We start from the raw sequence: 17832 nt of genomic DNA, 5'->3' as shown, positions 1-17832 counted from the left end.
ATCAGACCTCCTGAGCATTCAGTTGCCGGGTATATGCATCTTCAACGCGCTGCACTTCTTCGGCCGAGACATAATAGTCTCTGTCATTGTTGAACGAGTGGGCGATCGCAACTGCCAAAACACCGACGGCTGCCGCAATTGCCAACCACCAGATATGCCACACCAATGCGAAGCCCAGAGGAATGCAGAGCACACCAATGATGAAGCCCGTACCAGTATTTTTTGGCATGTGAATGCGTGCAAACTTTTCAGTACGGCGAACATAGCCGTTCTGCTTCATATCCCACCAGCTGTCAGGGTCACGGACATGTGGAACTTCAGCGAAGTTATAGAATGGTGGAGGCGACGAAATCGACCATTCCAATGTACGTCCCGAACCCCAGGAATCGCCATCAACGACACGTAGTTTCTCGCGATCACGAATGGAGATCATAATCTGGAGAACCTGGAAGACGATACCGCAGAGGATAATCGCAACACCAACAGCGGCAATGATCAGATAGATATGCCAAGCCGGATTTTCTGTGTGATTGAGACGACGGGTCATCCCCATCAGACCGAGCACGTAGAGCGGCATAAACGCCATAATGAAGCCAACGAGCCAGCACCAGAATGCCTTACGGCCCAGTCCTTCGTGCAGCTTGAAGCCAAATGCTTTTGGCCACCAGTAGATGAGACCGGCAAAGCAACCAAACAGCACGCCCGAGATGATTACGTTATGGAAGTGAGCGATCAGGAACACCGAGTTGTGCAATACGAAATCTGCAGGCGGAACAGCAAGCAGAACGCCTGTCATACCACCCACAACGAAAGTGCACATAAAGCCGATGGTCCAGTACATGGGTGTCGTGAACTGGATGCGTCCCTTATACATGGTAAACAGCCAGTTGAAGACCTTCGCCCCGGTCGGGATCGAGATGATCATGGTTGCGACACCAAAGAAGGCGTTGACGCTTGCACCACCACCCATGGTGAAGAAGTGGTGCACCCAGACGAGGAACGACAAAACGGTAATGGCAACAGTGGCGTAGACCATTGATGTGTAGCCGAACAGACGCTTCCCGGTGAAAGTTGCAACAACTTCAGAGAACACACCAAAGCATGGCAGAACCAGAATATAGACTTCGGGGTGTCCCCAGATCCAGATCAGGTTCACATACATCATCGGATTGCCACCAGCGTCATTGGTGAAGAAGTGGAAATCCAGATAACGGTCAAGTGAAAGCAGCGCGAGCGTAACGGTCAGGATCGGGAACGCAGCCACGATCAGAACGTTCGAGCAAAGTGCGGTCCATGTGAAGACAGGAACCTGCATCATGCCCATGCCCGGTGCACGCATCTTGATGATGGTCGTGATGAGGTTAACGCCCGACAAAAGCGTACCCATACCGGAAATCTGCAAAGCCCAGATATAGTAATCAACACCGACATCGGGGCTGAATTCAATACCGGAAAGCGGCGGATAAGCCAGCCAGCCTGTCTTTGCGAATTCACCGACACCGAGCGAAATGTTAATCAGAATCGCACCTGCAACAGTCAGCCAGAAGCTCAACGAATTGAGGTAAGGGAAAGCAACGTCGCGCGCACCGATCTGAAGCGGTACAGCGAAGTTCATGAGACCAACAATGAACGGCATCGCCACGAAGAAAATCATGATCACGCCGTGAGCCGTGAAAATCTGGTCGTAGTGATGTGGTGGCAGAAAGCCTTCATTGGCACCGGAGGCGATAGCCTGCTGAGCGCGCATCATCACAGCATCCGAGAAGCCGCGGAACAGCATCACGAAAGCCAAAATAATGTACATCACGCCGATGCGTTTATGATCAACAGATGTCAGCCAGTCATTCCAGAGAGGACCCCACTTTTTATAGTAGGTAATGGCTGCGAGAATAGCGAGCGCTCCACCAGCCACCGCGGTCAGTGTGACCATGATGATCGGCTCGTGATAGGGTATCGCTTCGAGCGTAAGTTTTCCGAACATTTCTATTCTTACTTCGATTGGAGTGCGATCGACAATTCAAGCCCCGGGGACTTCATCCGGGACTTAAATTGCATCGACATATCAGTTTTCAAGCTGCGTCATACGCTGCGGCTGCGTCAGGCAAAGAATATCGTTTGCCCATTGGCTGAAATCGACGGGAGAAGACTTGCGCAAATCTGCGCGCGCTTCACGCACCATTTGTTCCTGATGCATCATATCGTCGATACAGACCGACTTGCCATCCCAACAACGATTGACGATGTTATGAAACAGCGCCTTGTCGTTATAAGCAAAGTACTGAACAGGAGCCTTTTCACTTGGCTGAACCAGCGAAGCATAGCGATCACGCGACAGTTCCTGACCGGAAGCCTTTGCATCAGCAATCCACTTGTCAAAATCAGCCTGATTGAGCGAATGCGCCTTAAAGCGCATCTGCGCGAAGCCCTGACCACTGTAATTGGCGGAAATACCGTCAAAAACGCCTTCCTGATTAGCAACAAGATGAAGCTTCGTCTGCATACTCGGCATGGAGTAGACTTGGCTACCGAGTGCTGGAATGAAGAAGGAGTTCATGATGCTGCTGGAGGTCAGCTTGAAGTTGACAGGCACATTAACCGGCATCGCCATTTCATTGACCGATGCAACACCAAGATCCGGATAGATAAACAGCCATTTCCAGTCGAGCGCAACAACTTCGACGTTGATCGGCTTCACATCGGAAACAAGCGGGCGATAAGGGTCAAGCTTGTGTGTTGATATCCACGTCACTGTGCCGAGAACGACAATAATGACCACAGGGATCAACCAGACCGCAGCCTCAATTTTGTTTGAATGGTGCCAGTCAGGCAGATATTCCGCCTTTTCATTGGTGGCACGATACTTCCATGCGAAGTAAAGCGTCATACCAATGACCGGCAGCACGACGAGCAACATAAGGCCGGTCGCAAATAAAATTAGATCGCGCTCTGCCATACCAACCTCTCCTTTCGGAGAAAGCAGGACCTGGTTCTCGCAGCCGGCGAGAAACGCCGTGAGGGCCAAGACGGCGAACGAAATGATCGTCCGGGGGGTGCCGTGTTTCATTTGTCTTTCCATCCTGCACGCAGAGCGTCAACTCTGGTGCATGCGTCATTTTCTAGATTTCGGTAAATTCTGAAAATTTCAAAAGTACCGATATAACGAATAATCCCGTTTGTCACGCGCCAGACCAAAAATGTATTGGATCGAAATGTCGCGGCTGCATGGGTTTGAAGAGTCATAATCGACCCATTCGGAATCATATTGGACAAGCCAATTGCGATTGGCGGTTCTCTACAAGTTCAAATCGAAACTTTCAATACGATATTCAGCGATAAACTGGCTGTGATTAACGGTAATAGGAAAATTTGTTAAGAAGAATACATCAAGTCTAATGAATATTATCTATGCTTATTTTGGATCTTGTAAATTAAGCATATCAAAATCCAAGACATACAATACCGTATATATACACCGCCGCCAAATAATTCTATGGAATCCATCGCAAATTGGACTCAGAACGATTCCAGTCTGCGTTTAGATGCTATAGTTTCAACTTTCAGGAACTAGAGCGCGTTTCGATCTGATTAAATCAGATCGGCGCTCTAATCATTTGTTTGAACGCACATCTTGGTCCGAAAACCGGTTCCCACTTTTCGGGATGGGCTCTAAACCAACGGGACATGCATGATTTTTGGTAATTGGCCAATTGAAGAAACTGAGGGCGCAGTGCTTGGCTATGCAATTGCCGCAGGCAGTCACAATTTTCGGAAAGGCACGCTGCTTACGTCGGATCATATTGCGGTTCTGAAACATCATGGCCTCACGCATATTTTCGCAGCTCGTCTCGAAAAAGATGATCTCGGCGAGAATGAAGCAGCGCTTGCAGTCGGTAAATTGCTGATTTCAGAAAATCTTAATGCTGGTCCGTCGATTGCGGGACGCGTCAATCTTTTCGCCCAGCATGCTGGCCTGTTCCACGCCAATGTTAGCGACATTGATGCAATCAATCTGCTTGATCCCCGCATTTCAATTGCGACATTGCATAATAATTGCCGCGTTGAACGCGGTCAAATGGTGGCAACTGTCAAAATTATCCCGTTTGCCATTCCCAAAGTCTTGATTGAAAAGCTACAGGGACATCAAAGCAAAGCAATTGATGTCAGGCCATTCCGCGCCACGCGGATCGGCCTTATACAATCCCGACTGCCGTCGATACGTGAAACGATATTCGAGAAAACCAAAAATCTGATTTCCAGTCGCGTAGAGCGAAATCAGGGTTCCGTGTCAGTGGAGCACCGCGTTGCTCATGAGCAAACGGCGCTGTCTTCTTCAATCCGTGAAGTTGCCAAGGATTGCGATATCATCTTGATCTTCAGCGCATCATCCATTGCTGATGAGGCAGACATTGTTCCACGCGCAATCATCAATTGCGGGGGCGAAATCCTGCGAATGGGCGTTCCGGTTGATCCAGGCAATCTTCTTGTGCTGGCAAAGCTAGGCGACAAATATATCGTCGTAGCCCCGGGCTCAGCAAGAAGCGCACGCGAGAATAGTCTTGACTGGATACTGGATCGTCTGATGGCAGGAATGCAACTCAGCGCGAACGATCTGGGGAGAATGGGCGTCGGCGGGCTTGTTCTATAAAACTGACTTAGCAGTTATAGTCGAACACCAATATCCCATCGATCCCGCCCTCTGCGAGCTCAACAAGCTTTCCACCGACCGCCACATGGTCAGGATGCGTGAGATACGCGTTGCGCGCTGCTTCATCGGTGAAGTCCACGACAAAGCCGTGTCGGAAGCCTTTTTCCAATGCTTCAGGGCTGATATTCGCACCAACGCTCACTGCAACAATGCCATCAATCTTTTCACGCAATGCCGCAACCTGATCGAGCGCTGCATCGATTTCCGCGGCTGGAATCTCAGACCTGAACTTCACAAGAACGATATGGCGCAGCATTGATTATCTCCTCACAGAATGCCGCCAGACATTAAAGCCTATTCGAAAAACCGAGAAGAGGTTTTCAAGCACCGGCTGCAAATGATGAAAGACTGAAATAACACTCTTCCGGCATCAGCAAAACAAGCGCATTTTTAAAACGAAAAAGGCCGGGCTGAACCCGACCTTCCGCTTCCATTCTGATTTTGCGCCAGTACATCCGTGGACACATTATCGAATGAATTCCCGATACAAGAGCAGAATTAGCATCTGTTCATATCAGGTTTATGACACTTCCCGGTAAAGTTCCGGTCGTTCAAGCTGCCATTGGCGCCTCAATCGGCGCTGGATGATTATATTCCCAGACTTCGATCAAGCACTGCCGCATCAGATCGAGATCAACCGGACCAATCCGGCTCAATACGAGATCCAACTCGTCCGGCTCGACGCCACGATTAAGAAGCTCGACTATTGCTTCGATCAAAACTTTTTTGTCGTCAAATCTATAGCGCTGCATCAAACCTGCTCCGCCAGATGTTCCTTTTTGATACAGCAATGCTACACCAGCATGGTTAACCGAAACTTACCATCGGATAGCCTTTTTGACGAAAACTGAATTCCTTTAGAACGACAAGTGCTTATAGAGCAGCGTTATTTATACTCATGAAAAATCCTATTTTTGAAAAAACAACTGTCAACATTAAGTCACAATTTTAGTTTATCTTTATTTTAATAAAATTAAAAAATAGATTTGTATATTTAAATAGCTCCCTATTTTGAAGAAACCAAATGAGTCTATTGAAAATAAACAATGTGTTTTTGTTGACTAATCTCCGTCTTATAGGACTGGCCGCACTGATCGGCGTTGGGTTTCTTGGCGGTTATCTTGTAACGATCCAATATAAAGGCAATATCCATACGATCGTTGCCGGACAAGCCTATCGTTCCAACCAGCCCGATCCCTTGCGCATCGCCCAGCTTCAGACGCTTTACGGTATTAAGACGATCATCAATCTACGCGGTGCCGAGCCCGGTTCAAAATGGTATGATGACGAAGTTGCAGCAACAAAAGTGCTGGGCATTCATCTTACGAACTATGAAATGTCATCGAGCCGACAACTGACGGCAGAGCAGATGCGGGCACTTATTACTCTGATGAAGAATGCAGAAAAACCAATTCTCATTCACTGTAAAGCTGGATCGGACAGAACTGGACTTGCTGCGGCTCTCTATATTGCGGCGGTTTCCAAAGGCGGCGAACGCAAAGCAGAAAGTCAGATGTCAATCGCTTACGGGCATTTCGGAATTCCATTTAGCCCGGCTTATCCAATGGATGAAAGCTTTGAGGCCATTGAGACTGAACTTGGCTTTTCCGGATCCTGAAATAGCGAGCGGGACATACACAAATAAAAAACGCCGGAGTTAAACCCCGGCGTTTTCATTAATCTTAAATTAAATATCAGTCGAGACCGACGATCTTACCATCCGACCATTTAAACACGTCGAAGCTTGGCGAAGAAAGATCGCCCGTTTCGCCATAGGTCAGCTTGCCAATGACTGTTTCAATTGGCTGACCATCGCGAAGAACCTTAGCAACAGCTGCGGTATCTTCCGTTGTGCCAGCGCGTTCAATGCCATCTGCAAGAACCTGAACAGCGGCGTATGCATTCATGGTGAATGCTTCAACCGGGATGTTCTTTGCAGTCAGTGCATCGACGGCTTCCTTGGAAGCTGGGTTCTTGGTTGCATCAACAGCGTTCGTGAAGAGCGTGCCTTCAGCATTCTTCTGGCCAATTGCCCAGAATTCAGTGTTGGAAAGGCCTTCACCGCCGAGGATCAGCGCATTCAGACCTGCATCATGAAGCTGACGGGCCAGAAGGCCGCCTTCACCATGATAACCGCCGAAGTAAACGACTTCGGTGCCCGCAGCCTTCAGCTTGGATACGAGCGCGCTGAAATCCTTGTCGCCCGGCGTAACGGAATCATACTGAACTTCCGTGATGCCGTCTTTGTTGATGGCAGCCTTGAAAGAATCTGCCAGACCCTTACCGTATGCGCCCTTATCGTGGACGATAGCAACCTTCTTGTCCTTAAGATTCTTCAGGAAGTAAGCGGCCATCACGTCAGCCTGCTGGTCATCGCGGCCGCAGGTGCGGAACACGGTTTCCAGACCGCGAGAGGTCAGGTCAGGGCCAGTTGCCGTTGGTGTCACCATGAGAACGCCGTTTTCAGCGAAAACATCGGAAACAGGAATTGCAACGCCGGTGGTGACAGGACCGACGACAAACTTGACGCCTTCGCCGACCAGCTGGTTAGCAGCCGAAACACCCTGCTTTGGTTCGCCAGCATCATCAGCAAATTTTAGAACGATCTTTTCGCCCTTGATGCCGCCATTTGCGTTGATAACTTCAACAGCGGTTTCCGCACCCTTCTTGACCTGATCGCCATAAGCAGCAACCGGACCTGTGAGCGGTGCAACAACACCAACGGTGATGTCCGCATAAGCGGCACCGGCGAAGCCGAGTGTAGCGGCAAAAGCCACGCTGGACAGAAGCTTGAGATTCATTCTTTTTCTCCTTTGCGAGGTCTCGCTTTCCCGATGACCCCAAACAACCCATGCCGGTCAAATCGCAGCGTCTTTGCGCCACCGGTTTGCCGGTCCCTCCCTTTTATTTCAATCATACGATCTTAAAGGGTCAATCCAAAAGCACGCCGCGCCGTCCCGCTTACTGAGTGTCAGAGCCATAATATTATCCAAAACTGCATTTGCGGTTTCGAAATCATGCTCCAGAACGGGAGCGAGCTTTCATGATGTAATAAGAATGCATTTCCAGCCTCCGATTGCAAGGGGCCAAGTGCCCGCAACTACAACGAAAACTGCCTCCCATAAAGTGACTATCCTCCTCTCTTCCAAGATGGTGATCGCTTCGCAAAAAAGGCCGCGAATCCCTCTGCGGCCTCTGGCGTTTCCCAAGCATCCGCAAGGCGGACCAGTGTCATTTCGATTGTCATATCGTCTATGGGTCTTCCAAGCGCATGTACCAACCGCTTGGAGGCCGCAACCGCAGTTGGAGCAGTCGAAAGATATGGTCTGATTTCAGCCTCGACCGAAGCATCAAGTCGCTCCGCTTCGACCACCTGATGCAGCAATCCAATCTGCTTTGCCTCTTCGGCATCAAACAATCGTGCCGACGTGAAATTGCGCAATGCATGGGCCTGACCGATACGCGCAACCACATAGGGGCTGATCGTCGCGGGGATCAATCCAAGCTTGGTTTCCGTCAATCCGAAACGCGCATCCGTTACACCAATTGTGGTATCGCAAACGCTGATCAGTCCGACACCACCGCCATAGGCCTGCCCGTTCACGCGCCCAATCAATGGCTTCGGCAGATCGTGCAATGCCTTGAGCATCAGCGCGAGTGCTCGGGCTGCTTCAATGCGTTGCGTGCGGGTCGCGTTTACCTGCTCACGCATCCAGCCAAGATCACCGCCCGCACAAAAACTTATGCCGCTGCCCGTCAGCGTGACGACCCGCACCGCATCGTCATTGGCAAGGCGCTGCGTAGCGCTGAAAAGCTCATGAATCATCAGACCGGAAAGTGCATTATGCTGCTCTGGTCTGTTGAGCGTCAGCGTGGCCACCCCGCGCTCATCAATGTCGATGAGGATGGTTTCAAATTCCATCATGCCGCCCTATCCTGAGCGAGTGCTTGCGCAAACAAAGCTGTTGATCGCAGTCTTTCAATATCAAGCCCTGTTTCAAACCCAAGACTTTGCAGCATTTCCACGACGGCCACCGTATCGACATTGCCTTGGGCGCCGGGCGCGAACGGACATCCTCCAAGCCCGCCCACAGATGCATCAAATACCCTCAAACCTTTTTCCAGGCTGATCCGGATATTGTCGAGCGCTCGCCCGTTGGTGTCGTGATAATGACCCGCAAGACTATGCGCTGTTGCCACAGTCAAAACCGCATCAAGCATGGCGCTCACAGTTTCCGGTGTGCCGCGACCAATCGTGTCTCCAAGACTGACCTCATGACAGCCGAGAGAGAAGAGTTGCTCGGTCACGTTGGCCACGTCCTGCGGAGCAATCGGTCCGTCATAAGGGCATTCAACTGCGCAACTGACATAACCGCGAATGGCCAGACCGTCATTGATGGCGGCACCAATGACTGGCGCTAGCCGCTCAATACTCTCCGCAATGGTGCAATTGATATTGGCTTTGGAAAAGCCCTCTGACGCCGAAATGAAAACCGCAATTTCATCCACGCCGGCGCTAGCAGCACGCTCATAGCCCTTCATATTGGGTACCAAGGCTGAATAACGAACAGCGTGCGAGCGATGGATACCGGCCATAACTTCAGTCGCATCGAAAAGTTGCGGCACCCATTTCGGGCTGACAAAACTGGTTGCCTCAATGCGGGAATAGCCGCAATCGGACAGCCGGTCGATCAGGGCAATCTTGTCGGCTGTTGGCACAAAACGCTTTTCGTTTTGGAGGCCGTCGCGCGCAGCCATTTCGACGATTTCAACGTGTTCAGCCATCATCTTCCTCCAATTGGACTAACAGCGCGCCTTCATTGACCTGATCGCCAGCCGCGACGCTCACAGATGCGACCTTGCCATCGCGGGGTGCAATCAGTGAAAGCTCCATCTTCATCGCTTCCATCGTGACCAGCCTGTCGCCTTTGACAACATTGGCCCCCTCCGCCACAGAAACGAGCCGAACTAATCCCGGCATTGGCGACAGAATGCGGCTTTCGCTCGAAGCCTCATCCACTGCTGCGGCAGTCTCTAAATAGTGAAACAGAGTGTCCGTGCCTTCAAACTGCACGGTCACGTCACAGCCGATGCGAAAGACAGATGCCTGGTCAATACGACCGCCAATGCAAAAACGTACCAAACCGTTCTCAAAAGAACGAATTTCCAGTGTGCCGAAGGCAAAGCCAAAAAGTCTGTCACTTTTAATGTTGAAGCTGATTGTCTGACGCTGATCATGATGATCAAGAATGACAGAGCGCGATGCATCACCCCATAGACGGAATCCGCGCAGAACATTCCACGGATCATCTTTTCCAGGCAGATCAAGAAGGTCGAGTGCACCAAGGGCAGCCAAAGCAAACGCGATCTCTGAAGGGCGCTGATCGCGAAACAGCACATTTGCCTCACGCGGAATCAGACCTGTATCGACATCGCCCTCCTGAAACAATCGAAGCTTGCAGAGTTGAGATAAGAACTGCCGATTGGTTACAACGCCAGCGATGCGCGTGTTGTTCAGTGCCACAGCAAGGCGGTTCAACCCGTCGTCGCGGGTAGCGCCATGCGTGATGATTTTTGCAATCATCGGATCATAAAAAGGCGTAATGACATCGCCGCTGCGCACGCCCGAATCGACCCGCGCATTTTCCGGCGGGGCAAACAGTGCAAGCCTTCCCGTTGCTGGCAGAAAATCGCGCGCCGGGTCTTCCGCGTAAAGTCGCGCCTCAAAAGCCCAGCCATTAATCGCAAGCTCATCCTGCCGCTTTGGTAAAGCTTCACCGGCTGCCACGCGCAATTGCCATTCAACCAGATCAAGGCCGGTAATCGCTTCCGTCACGGGATGCTCGACCTGCAAACGCGTGTTCATTTCCATGAAGAAGAAACGATCAGCGCGAAGCCCTTCTGAAACGTCGGCGATGAACTCAACTGTGCCTGCGCCGGAATAGCCAATGGCTTGTGCGGCCTTCACCGCTGCATTGCCCATGGCAGCGCGCATGTCAGCGGTCATACCGGGCGCTGGCGCTTCCTCAATCACCTTTTGATGGCGGCGTTGCAGCGAGCAATCGCGCTCAAATAGATGCACGGCATTGCCGAAATTATCACCAAAGACCTGCACCTCAATATGGCGCGGCTTGGTCATGTATTTTTCGATCAGAACAGCACTATCTCCAAACGAGGCTTCCGCCTCGCGCTTCGCGCTCTCCAATTCTGCGGCAAAATCGGCGGGATCATCGACGCGGCGCATGCCCTTGCCGCCGCCGCCCGCGCGGGCCTTGATCAGCACGGGGTAGCCGATTTGGCTCGCTTCGCTTTTCAGGAAGGCTTCATCCTGGTTATCGCCGTGATAACCCGGCACAACAGGTACACCGGCTTTTTCCATTAAAGCCTTGGCAGCATCTTTTAACCCCATGGCGCGAATGGCTTTTGCCGATGGGCCTATGAAGATAAGTCCGGCTGCTTCAACCCCTTCCACAAAGGTTGGGTTTTCGGAGAGAAAGCCATAGCCCGGATGGATTGCCTGGGCGCCCGTATCCTTCGCCGCTTTGATGATCGCATCGACATTCAAATAGCTTTGCGCAGATTGAGCAGACCCCACGCGCACGGCCTCGTCGGCCATTTCGACATGAAGCGCATTGGCATCCGCGTCGGAATAAATCGCGACAGTGGCAATCCCCAATTGGCCCGCCGTACGCATGATCCGACAGGCGATTTCTCCGCGATTGGCAATCAGGATTTTTTTGAACATCGGATCGCCCTCTACATCCTGAACAAGCCGAAGCGCGTCGGCTCTATTGGAGCATTCAGCGTTGCAAAAAGCGACAGGCCCAGGACCTCACGGCTCTTGCGCGGATCGACAATCCCGTCATCCCAAAGCCGCGCCGACGCATAAAGCGGATGGCTCTGTCGCTCAAACATTTCCAAAGTTGGGCGCTTGAACTCCGCCTCCTCTTCCGCAGACCATTTGCCGCCGGTGCGCTCAATCCCGTCGCGCTTGACACTCGCCAGCACACCTGCCGCCTGTTCACCCCCCATTACCGCAATGCGGCTATTCGGCCAGGTCCAGAGAAAACGTGGCGAATAAGCCCGCCCCGCCATGCCGTAATTGCCTGCGCCATAGGATGCGCCAATCAGCATCGTGATTTTGGGCACATTGGCCGTCGCCACCGCCATGACGAGCTTCGCGCCATGTTTAGCGATGCCTTCAGCTTCATATTTTTGCCCAACTATAAAGCCGGTAATATTCTGCAAAAACACCAGCGGAATATTACGTTGACAGCAAAGCTCGATGAAATGCGCACCCTTTAAAGCGGCTTCCGAAAACAGCACGCCATTGTTGGCGATAATGCCGATCGGCATTCCGTAAAGGCTTGCGAAACCGCAAACCAATGTGGGGCCGAAGCGCGCCTTGAACTCATCGAAATCCGAGCCATCGACCAGCCGCGCAATCAGCTCGCGCACATCGTAGGGAATGCGGGTATCAGCCGAGACAATTCCGAGAATTTCTTCGGAGTCATAAAGCGGAGCAGCAGCATCCCCCCTTGGACAAAACTCGCGCTTTTGGCTGTTGAGATTGGCCGCTATGGCGCGGGCGATTTGCAGCGCATGCGCATCATCATTCGCCAAATGATCAGCAACACCGGAAAGCCGGGTATGCGTATCGCCACCACCGAGAACTTCCGCGCTCACGACTTCGCCGGTTGCAGCTTTGACCAGCGGCGGACCAGCCAGAAAAATCGTGCCCTGATTGCGCACAATCACCGTTTCATCGCTCATGGCGGGGACGTAGGCACCGCCTGCCGTACACGATCCCATGACCACTGCAATCTGCGCAATGCCCGCCGCCGACATCTGCGCCTGATTGTAGAAAATACGCCCGAAATGATCGCGATCCGGGAAAACCTCATCCTGATTAGGGAGATTGGCCCCACCGGAATCAACGAGATAGATGCATGGCAGGCGGTTCTGACCCGCAATCTCCTGGGCTCGCAGATGCTTTTTCACCGTGATGGGATAATAAGTGCCACCCTTCACCGTGGCATCATTGCAGACGATCATGCATTCACGCCCCGAAACTCGCCCGATGCCTGTAATAATGCCAGCTGACGGTGCTGCACCATCATACATCTCATGTGCTGCCGTCTGGCCTACTTCGAGAAAAGGCGACCCTGGATCAAGCAGTTGCGCAACCCGGTCACGAGGCAACAGCTTGCCGCGTGAAACATGACGTTCACGCGCCTTCTCACCCCCACCATCAGTGGCGATGCGTGATGCTTGTGCCACCACGTCAATCGCCGCAAGCATGGCATTGCGGTTGGCTTCAAAGATTGCACTGCGTGTCAAAACTTCGGATTTCAGAACCGGCATCAGCGGGTCTCCTCAAAGAGTTGCCGCCCGATCAGCATCCGCCTGATTTCAGATGTGCCTGCACCAATTTCGTAAAGCTTCGCGTCACGCAATAAGCGTCCTGCCGGATAATCATTGATATATCCATTGCCGCCCAGTGCCTGTATCGCCTGCAGCGCCATTTGCGTGGCACTTTCCGCGGCATAAAGAATGCAGCCCGCCGCATCCTTGCGCGTGGTTTCACCGCGATCACAGGCGGCTGCCACCGCATAGACATAGGCACGCGATGCGTTGAAGCTCACATACATATCTGCAAGTTTGCCCTGCATCAGCTGGAACGCGCCAATCGGCTGGTCGAACTGCTTGCGCTCATGCACATAAGGCACAACGATATCGAGGCATGCCGCCATGATGCCGAGCGGGCCGCCTGCCAGCACCACACGCTCATAATCAAGGCCGGACATCAGCACATTCACGCCATTGCCCACTTCGCCGAGCAGGTTTTCGGCAGGCACTTCACAATCCTCAAACACCAGTTCGCATGTATTGGAGCCGCGCATGCCAAGCTTGTCGAGCTTTTGTGCAGTGGAAAATCCCCTGAACGTCTTTTCAACGAGAAAAGCACTAATCCCGCGCGAACCGGCAGCCGGATCGGTTTTGGCATAGACCACCAGCACATCAGCATCCGGGCCGTTGGTGATCCACATCTTGTTGCCGTTGAGCACGAAGCGGCCATCCCGCCTTTCAGCATGAAGCTTCATTGAGACAACATCGGAGCCAGCGCCCGGCTCAGACATGGCGAGCGCCCCGACATGCTCGCCGGAAATGAGCCTTGGCAGGTATTTTGCACGCTGCTCCGGTGAACCATTGCGCATGATCTGATTAATACAGAGATTGGAATGCGCACCATAGCTCAGGCCAATCGAGGCTGACGCACGGCTGATTTCTTCCATAGCAATGCAATGAGCCAGGTAGCCCATATCTGCGCCGCCAAAATCCTCAGATGCGGTAATGCCCAGCACGCCAAGATCACCCAGTTCACGCCAGAGATGCATGGGAAATGCGTTATTGCGATCGGTATCGGCGGCAAGTGGCGCAATGCGGCTTTCCGCAAAACGGCGCACCGTATCGCGAAGGGCCTCGATCTCCTCACCAAGACCGAAATTCATGCCCGAAGCAAACATACTCGTCCTCCACAAGTTCTGCCCGGTTATTCAAACAGAGTGTCTTGTGGAGGCGGAATAGGCAATGGCTTTGCGCGGCGTTCTGTGGCTATTTATTACCCATTAACGTAATTTTATTTCGTGTTTTTCTCAGGTTGTGCTCAATCGCTCTGAAGCTCAGCAAGATCGCGATATAGCTCCAACGCTTCCGGATTTGCCAGCGCTTCGCGATTTTTCACCTCGCGCCCATGCACAATGTCACGCACGGCAAGTTCAACAATTTTGCCGGACTTGGTGCGCGGAATATCGCTTACCGCCACGATCTTTGCAGGCACATGGCGCGGTGTCGCGCCGGTGCGGATTTTGGTCTTGATGCGCGTTCGGAGATCGTCGTCGAGCGAGATGCTCTCAGCAAGCCGAACAAACAGCACCACCCGCACGTCATGATCCCAATCCTGCCCGATGCAAAGCGCTTCTGCGACTTCTGCCATCTGCTCAACCTGATTGTAGATTTCCGCCGTACCGATGCGCACGCCACCTGGATTAAGTGTCGCATCTGAACGACCGTGAATGACGATGCCATCATGTTGCGTCCATTCGGCAAAATCGCCATGGCACCAGATATTGTCAAAGCGGTCAAAATAGGCAGCCTGATATTTCGCTCCATCCGGATCATTCCAGAACTCCAGCGGCATGGAGGGGAAAGCCTTCGTGCAGACCAGCTCGCCTTTCTCACGGCGCACCGGCTTGCCATCATCGTCCCAGACATCGACCGCCATGCCAAGACCAGCGCCTTGAATTTCACCCTGCCACACAGATTCGGTTGGAACACCGAGCACGAAACAAGAGACAATATCAGTACCGCCGGAAATGGAGGCCAGATGTACATCCGGCTTGATCGACTCGTAGACGAAAGCAAAGCCTTCTGGCGACAGCGGCGAGCCAGTCGACGAAATCGTACGAAGTGCTGACAGGTCGTGGGTTTCGCGCGGGTTCAACCCAGCTTTCAGCACCGCATCGATGAATTTTGCCGACGTGCCGAAATAGGTCATTTTTTCTGCTGCCGCATAGTCAAACAGCACATTGCCATCGGGATAGAATGGTGAGCCATCATAAAGCAGAAGCGTTGCGCCGGACGCTATGCCGGATGCCAGCCAGTTCCACATCATCCAGCCACAGGTCGTGAAATAGAAAAAGCGGTCACCTTTGCGAACATCCGCATGAAGACGATGTTCTTTGAGGTGCTGCAACAGCACGCCGCCAGCGCGATGCACAATGCATTTTGGAATGCCGGTGGTACCCGACGAAAAGAGAATATAGAGCGGGTGGTCGAATGGCAGTCGCATAAACGCGACATCCTTTGCAGCAAATGATGCAAGGGCTGCATCCAGCGCAATGCCATTTCGCGCATTGCTGGCAACGGCTTCGGCTTCTCCGAGATAGCTGACAATGACAGTCCGTTTGCTGCTCGGCAGCCTGGCTGAAACTTCAGCAATCTTGTCACTCACATCGATGCGCTTGCCATTATACCAATAGCCGTCGCAGGCGAAAAACAGTTTTGGCTCGATCTGACCAAAGCGATCCAGCACCCCTTGCGCGCCGAAATCCGGCGAGCAGGAAGACCACACTGCACCCAGAGAAGACGCCGCCAGCATCAGCGCAATGGCTTCAGGTATATTGGGCATCATGCCTGCAATGCGGTCACCGGGTTTTACGCCTTCTGCCAACATGAATTGCTGGAGTTTTGAGACCAGCGCATGCAGATCACCCCAAGTCAGGCGACGCTCGACCTTGTCTTCGCCGCGAAAGATGATTGCTTCGCCCTCGCCCTTATGGCGAAGAAGATTTTCTGCGAAATTAAGCTTTGCCTCCGGGAAGAATTTTGCCTCGCGCATGTGGCCACTATCGATCAACGCCGTATCACCGCGCTCACCAATCACGTCACAGAAATCCCAGATCAACGTCCAGAAGGCGGCGCGATCCTCAATCGACCAACGATGCAGCGCCTGATAATCGGAAAGCTTCCGCCCTGCGCGCTCCTCTGCCTGCACGCGAAAATGTTCAAGCCCGCTCGCTGCAATGCGATTTGCATCAGGCTGCCACAGTGGCCGATAATTGGCGGAAGCAGTCTTGTTCATCATTCCTCCCAGAATTATGTGAGCTGAGCTGTTCTCCCATCCAGCTCCCAAGAAGTCTGTAAAAGAGACTCGACGTGGCGTCTATGCTTTTCCTGATCTTAATCAGTTGCACGCATTTCAACACTCGCTAATATCCGAACTTATGCGGATCATGGGCTGGGTCATCAAACTGGTAATTACCAGTTTGCAAATTACGACACTATCACCTTCACAAGCAGCGAATACGCCCTGTAGTGGAAGCAAGGGCGGGATATCGCATTGTCGGGGTGACATATTCATTTGCAATGACGGATCTGTCAGCGGTAGCAAAAAATCGTGTCAGGCTTTTATGGGTTTGTCCCACAGTCCAGCTGGAGGTGCGGCCGGTTTGATCAACCCGGCTCAGTCAAACATGCAATCCTCGTCAACAAGCGAATGCTCGTGTCGCGACGGCTTGATCTGTACTGGTCCACGCGGTGGAAAATATTGCATCGATGATCGCGGGAGGAAAAGCTATTTACGACGCTAAAATTATTGGGGGAATTTGGTGGAGCCAAGCGGGATCGAACCGCTGACCTCTTGCATGCCATGCAAGCGCTCTCCCAGCTGAGCTATGGCCCCATCAGACCTCTTAAGAGGTGGGCCAGACAGAAATTTCTGTCCGGTGTGGCGGCTTCTTAAATGGCGTTTGGAAGAAGATCAAGAGCTAAATCACAACTCTTATCGCATCGGCCAAAAATAATTTGCCAAATGCCTATCCGCCGTTTGCCATGCCGTAAAAAACAACAAGGCGACCCAATGGGCCGCCTTGCTTTCAAACTAACGCTGAAGAGTTAGATCAGACTTCTTCGTCGTCATCACCAACGCCGCCGCCCAGAATGTCCGAAACGTCGTCGTCTTCATCTTCCTCTTCTTCGAGGAAGGTGTCGTCGTCGTCATCGCCAAGATCGACATCGTCGTCTAGATCTGGCAGGTCGTCACCACCCTTGGCTTCGTCATCCGCATCTTCAAGAGAAACGAATTCCGGCTTTTCCAATGCCGTATCCAGTTCTTCCTCTTCCGATTCCTCTTCAGCGGCACGGCTTTCAGCTATGCTCGCTTCGAAATACGAACGCGGATATGAAATACCGGTGTAAGGCGACACAATCGGATCGCGATTGAGATCGTAAAACTTTTTGCCCGTTTCCGGATCGATGCGCTTGGTACCAAGTTCAGCTTTTGCCACGTTTAGCCTCGTGAGTTGATTTCTCCGTCGCGTCTGCGACGCTTACATGCTTTCAGCTCGCCATCAATCTCCTCAACCGTCAATCAGTCGGGAGAAGGCGGAAGACGCGCCGTAGTCTTAATTTGGCGGTGTTGTTTGGTGCATAAACGCAATTTGCAGCTTTTGTCAAAGCGAAAGACGCATTCTGCACCCGTTCTGTGTTTCAAAATACGCATTGGCGGATGACCAAGGCTTGTTCCTGTGTTAGGAAGCTGCCGCTTTGATTAATCCAGCGTGCAT

At 52.2% G+C, this 17832-nt stretch carries 14 protein-coding genes and 1 tRNA gene; 2 read left to right on the top strand and 13 right to left on the bottom strand.

Going from position 1 to position 17832, the window contains the following annotated elements; translation table 11 throughout:
- Window position 1 precedes the first annotated feature (1 nt).
- The gene (cyoB, locus tag RI570_RS07005; protein WP_313827695.1) at window positions 2-1981 is read right to left on the bottom strand and encodes a cytochrome o ubiquinol oxidase subunit I; all 1980 of its coding nucleotides are present in this window, start codon (window positions 1979-1981) and stop codon (window positions 2-4) included.
- 81 nt (window positions 1982-2062) lie between these two features.
- Window positions 2063-3064, bottom strand: a complete 1002-nt coding sequence (gene cyoA, locus RI570_RS07000; protein WP_313827694.1) for a ubiquinol oxidase subunit II — start codon at window positions 3062-3064, stop codon at window positions 2063-2065.
- Between the two features lie 621 nt (window positions 3065-3685).
- Between cyoA and RI570_RS06995 the strand changes: the two genes are divergently transcribed.
- Window positions 3686-4645 (top strand): molybdopterin-binding protein, encoded by a 960-nt coding sequence (locus RI570_RS06995; protein ID WP_313827693.1) that lies wholly within the window; start codon window positions 3686-3688, stop codon window positions 4643-4645.
- 7 nt (window positions 4646-4652) lie between these two features.
- Here the strand turns inward: RI570_RS06995 and RI570_RS06990 are convergent, their stop codons facing one another.
- Both RI570_RS06990 and RI570_RS06985 read right to left on the bottom strand, forming a co-directional pair.
- Window positions 4653-4961, bottom strand: a complete 309-nt coding sequence (locus tag RI570_RS06990; protein ID WP_313827692.1) for a Dabb family protein — start codon at window positions 4959-4961, stop codon at window positions 4653-4655.
- A gap of 295 nt (window positions 4962-5256) precedes the next feature.
- A complete protein-coding gene (locus tag RI570_RS06985; protein ID WP_313827691.1) occupies window positions 5257-5457 on the bottom strand; it encodes a hypothetical protein in 201 nt (66 codons plus the stop codon).
- Window positions 5458-5753: 296 nt separating this feature from the next.
- Between RI570_RS06985 and RI570_RS06980 the strand changes: the two genes are divergently transcribed.
- Window positions 5754-6323 (top strand): tyrosine-protein phosphatase, encoded by a 570-nt coding sequence (locus RI570_RS06980; protein WP_313828580.1) that lies wholly within the window; start codon window positions 5754-5756, stop codon window positions 6321-6323.
- A gap of 76 nt (window positions 6324-6399) precedes the next feature.
- Here the strand turns inward: RI570_RS06980 and RI570_RS06975 are convergent, their stop codons facing one another.
- The 9 genes from RI570_RS06975 to RI570_RS06935 form a co-directional block, all read right to left on the bottom strand.
- Window positions 6400-7506, bottom strand: coding sequence for an ABC transporter substrate-binding protein (locus RI570_RS06975; protein ID WP_313827690.1), 1107 nt, complete (start codon window positions 7504-7506; stop codon window positions 6400-6402).
- Window positions 7507-7835: 329 nt separating this feature from the next.
- Window positions 7836-8630 carry a crotonase/enoyl-CoA hydratase family protein gene (locus tag RI570_RS06970; protein WP_313827689.1) on the bottom strand — a complete coding sequence of 265 codons (795 nt, stop codon included), beginning with the start codon at window positions 8628-8630 and terminating at the stop codon, window positions 7836-7838.
- On the bottom strand, window positions 8627-9490 hold the full coding sequence (locus tag RI570_RS06965; protein ID WP_313827688.1) for a hydroxymethylglutaryl-CoA lyase: 864 nt from the start codon (window positions 9488-9490) through the stop codon (window positions 8627-8629). The genes RI570_RS06970 and RI570_RS06965 overlap by 4 nt, the downstream gene beginning before the upstream one ends.
- Window positions 9483-11450, bottom strand: a complete 1968-nt coding sequence (locus tag RI570_RS06960) for an acetyl/propionyl/methylcrotonyl-CoA carboxylase subunit alpha (protein WP_313827687.1) — start codon at window positions 11448-11450, stop codon at window positions 9483-9485. The genes RI570_RS06965 and RI570_RS06960 overlap by 8 nt, the downstream gene beginning before the upstream one ends.
- Before the next feature lie 11 nt (window positions 11451-11461).
- Window positions 11462-13069, bottom strand: coding sequence for a carboxyl transferase domain-containing protein (locus RI570_RS06955; protein ID WP_313827686.1), 1608 nt, complete (start codon window positions 13067-13069; stop codon window positions 11462-11464).
- The gene (locus RI570_RS06950; RefSeq protein WP_313828579.1) at window positions 13069-14217 is read right to left on the bottom strand and encodes an isovaleryl-CoA dehydrogenase; all 1149 of its coding nucleotides are present in this window, start codon (window positions 14215-14217) and stop codon (window positions 13069-13071) included. Before RI570_RS06950 ends, RI570_RS06955 begins: the two co-directional genes overlap by 1 nt.
- 155 nt (window positions 14218-14372) lie before the next feature.
- Window positions 14373-16352, bottom strand: a complete 1980-nt coding sequence (locus RI570_RS06945; protein WP_313827685.1) for an acetoacetate--CoA ligase — start codon at window positions 16350-16352, stop codon at window positions 14373-14375.
- Window positions 16353-16873: 521 nt separating this feature from the next.
- A tRNA-Ala gene (locus RI570_RS06940) sits at window positions 16874-16949 on the bottom strand.
- Window positions 16950-17166: 217 nt separating this feature from the next.
- Window positions 17167-17553, bottom strand: a complete 387-nt coding sequence (locus RI570_RS06935; protein WP_313827684.1) for a TIGR02300 family protein — start codon at window positions 17551-17553, stop codon at window positions 17167-17169.
- Window positions 17554-17832 lie beyond the last annotated feature (279 nt).

It is taken from the genome of Brucella pseudogrignonensis, from assembly GCF_032190615.1.
GTDB classification, from domain to species: Bacteria; Pseudomonadota; Alphaproteobacteria; order Rhizobiales; family Rhizobiaceae; genus Brucella; species Brucella pseudogrignonensis_B.
The sequence above is the reverse complement of the archived record's forward strand: the minus strand, read 5'-3'. Positions and strand labels throughout refer to the sequence as shown.

Coding starts and splice junctions, on each gene's coding strand:
- RI570_RS06975 (WP_313827690.1), bottom strand. CDS start 7,506: ATGAATCTCAAGCTTCTGTCCAGCGTGGCTTTTGCCGCTACACTCGGC.
- RI570_RS06985 (WP_313827691.1), bottom strand. CDS start 5,457: ATGCAGCGCTATAGATTTGACGACAAAAAAGTTTTGATCGAAGCAATA.
- RI570_RS06960 (WP_313827687.1), bottom strand. CDS start 11,450: ATGTTCAAAAAAATCCTGATTGCCAATCGCGGAGAAATCGCCTGTCGG.
- RI570_RS06955 (WP_313827686.1), bottom strand. CDS start 13,069: ATGCCGGTTCTGAAATCCGAAGTTTTGACACGCAGTGCAATCTTTGAA.
- cyoB (WP_313827695.1), bottom strand. CDS start 1,981: ATGTTCGGAAAACTTACGCTCGAAGCGATACCCTATCACGAGCCGATC.
- RI570_RS06965 (WP_313827688.1), bottom strand. CDS start 9,490: ATGGCTGAACACGTTGAAATCGTCGAAATGGCTGCGCGCGACGGCCTC.
- RI570_RS06950 (WP_313828579.1), bottom strand. CDS start 14,217: ATGAATTTCGGTCTTGGTGAGGAGATCGAGGCCCTTCGCGATACGGTG.
- RI570_RS06995 (WP_313827693.1), top strand. CDS start 3,686: ATGATTTTTGGTAATTGGCCAATTGAAGAAACTGAGGGCGCAGTGCTT.
- RI570_RS06970 (WP_313827689.1), bottom strand. CDS start 8,630: ATGATGGAATTTGAAACCATCCTCATCGACATTGATGAGCGCGGGGTG.
- RI570_RS06945 (WP_313827685.1), bottom strand. CDS start 16,352: ATGATGAACAAGACTGCTTCCGCCAATTATCGGCCACTGTGGCAGCCT.
- cyoA (WP_313827694.1), bottom strand. CDS start 3,064: ATGAAACACGGCACCCCCCGGACGATCATTTCGTTCGCCGTCTTGGCC.
- RI570_RS06990 (WP_313827692.1), bottom strand. CDS start 4,961: ATGCTGCGCCATATCGTTCTTGTGAAGTTCAGGTCTGAGATTCCAGCC.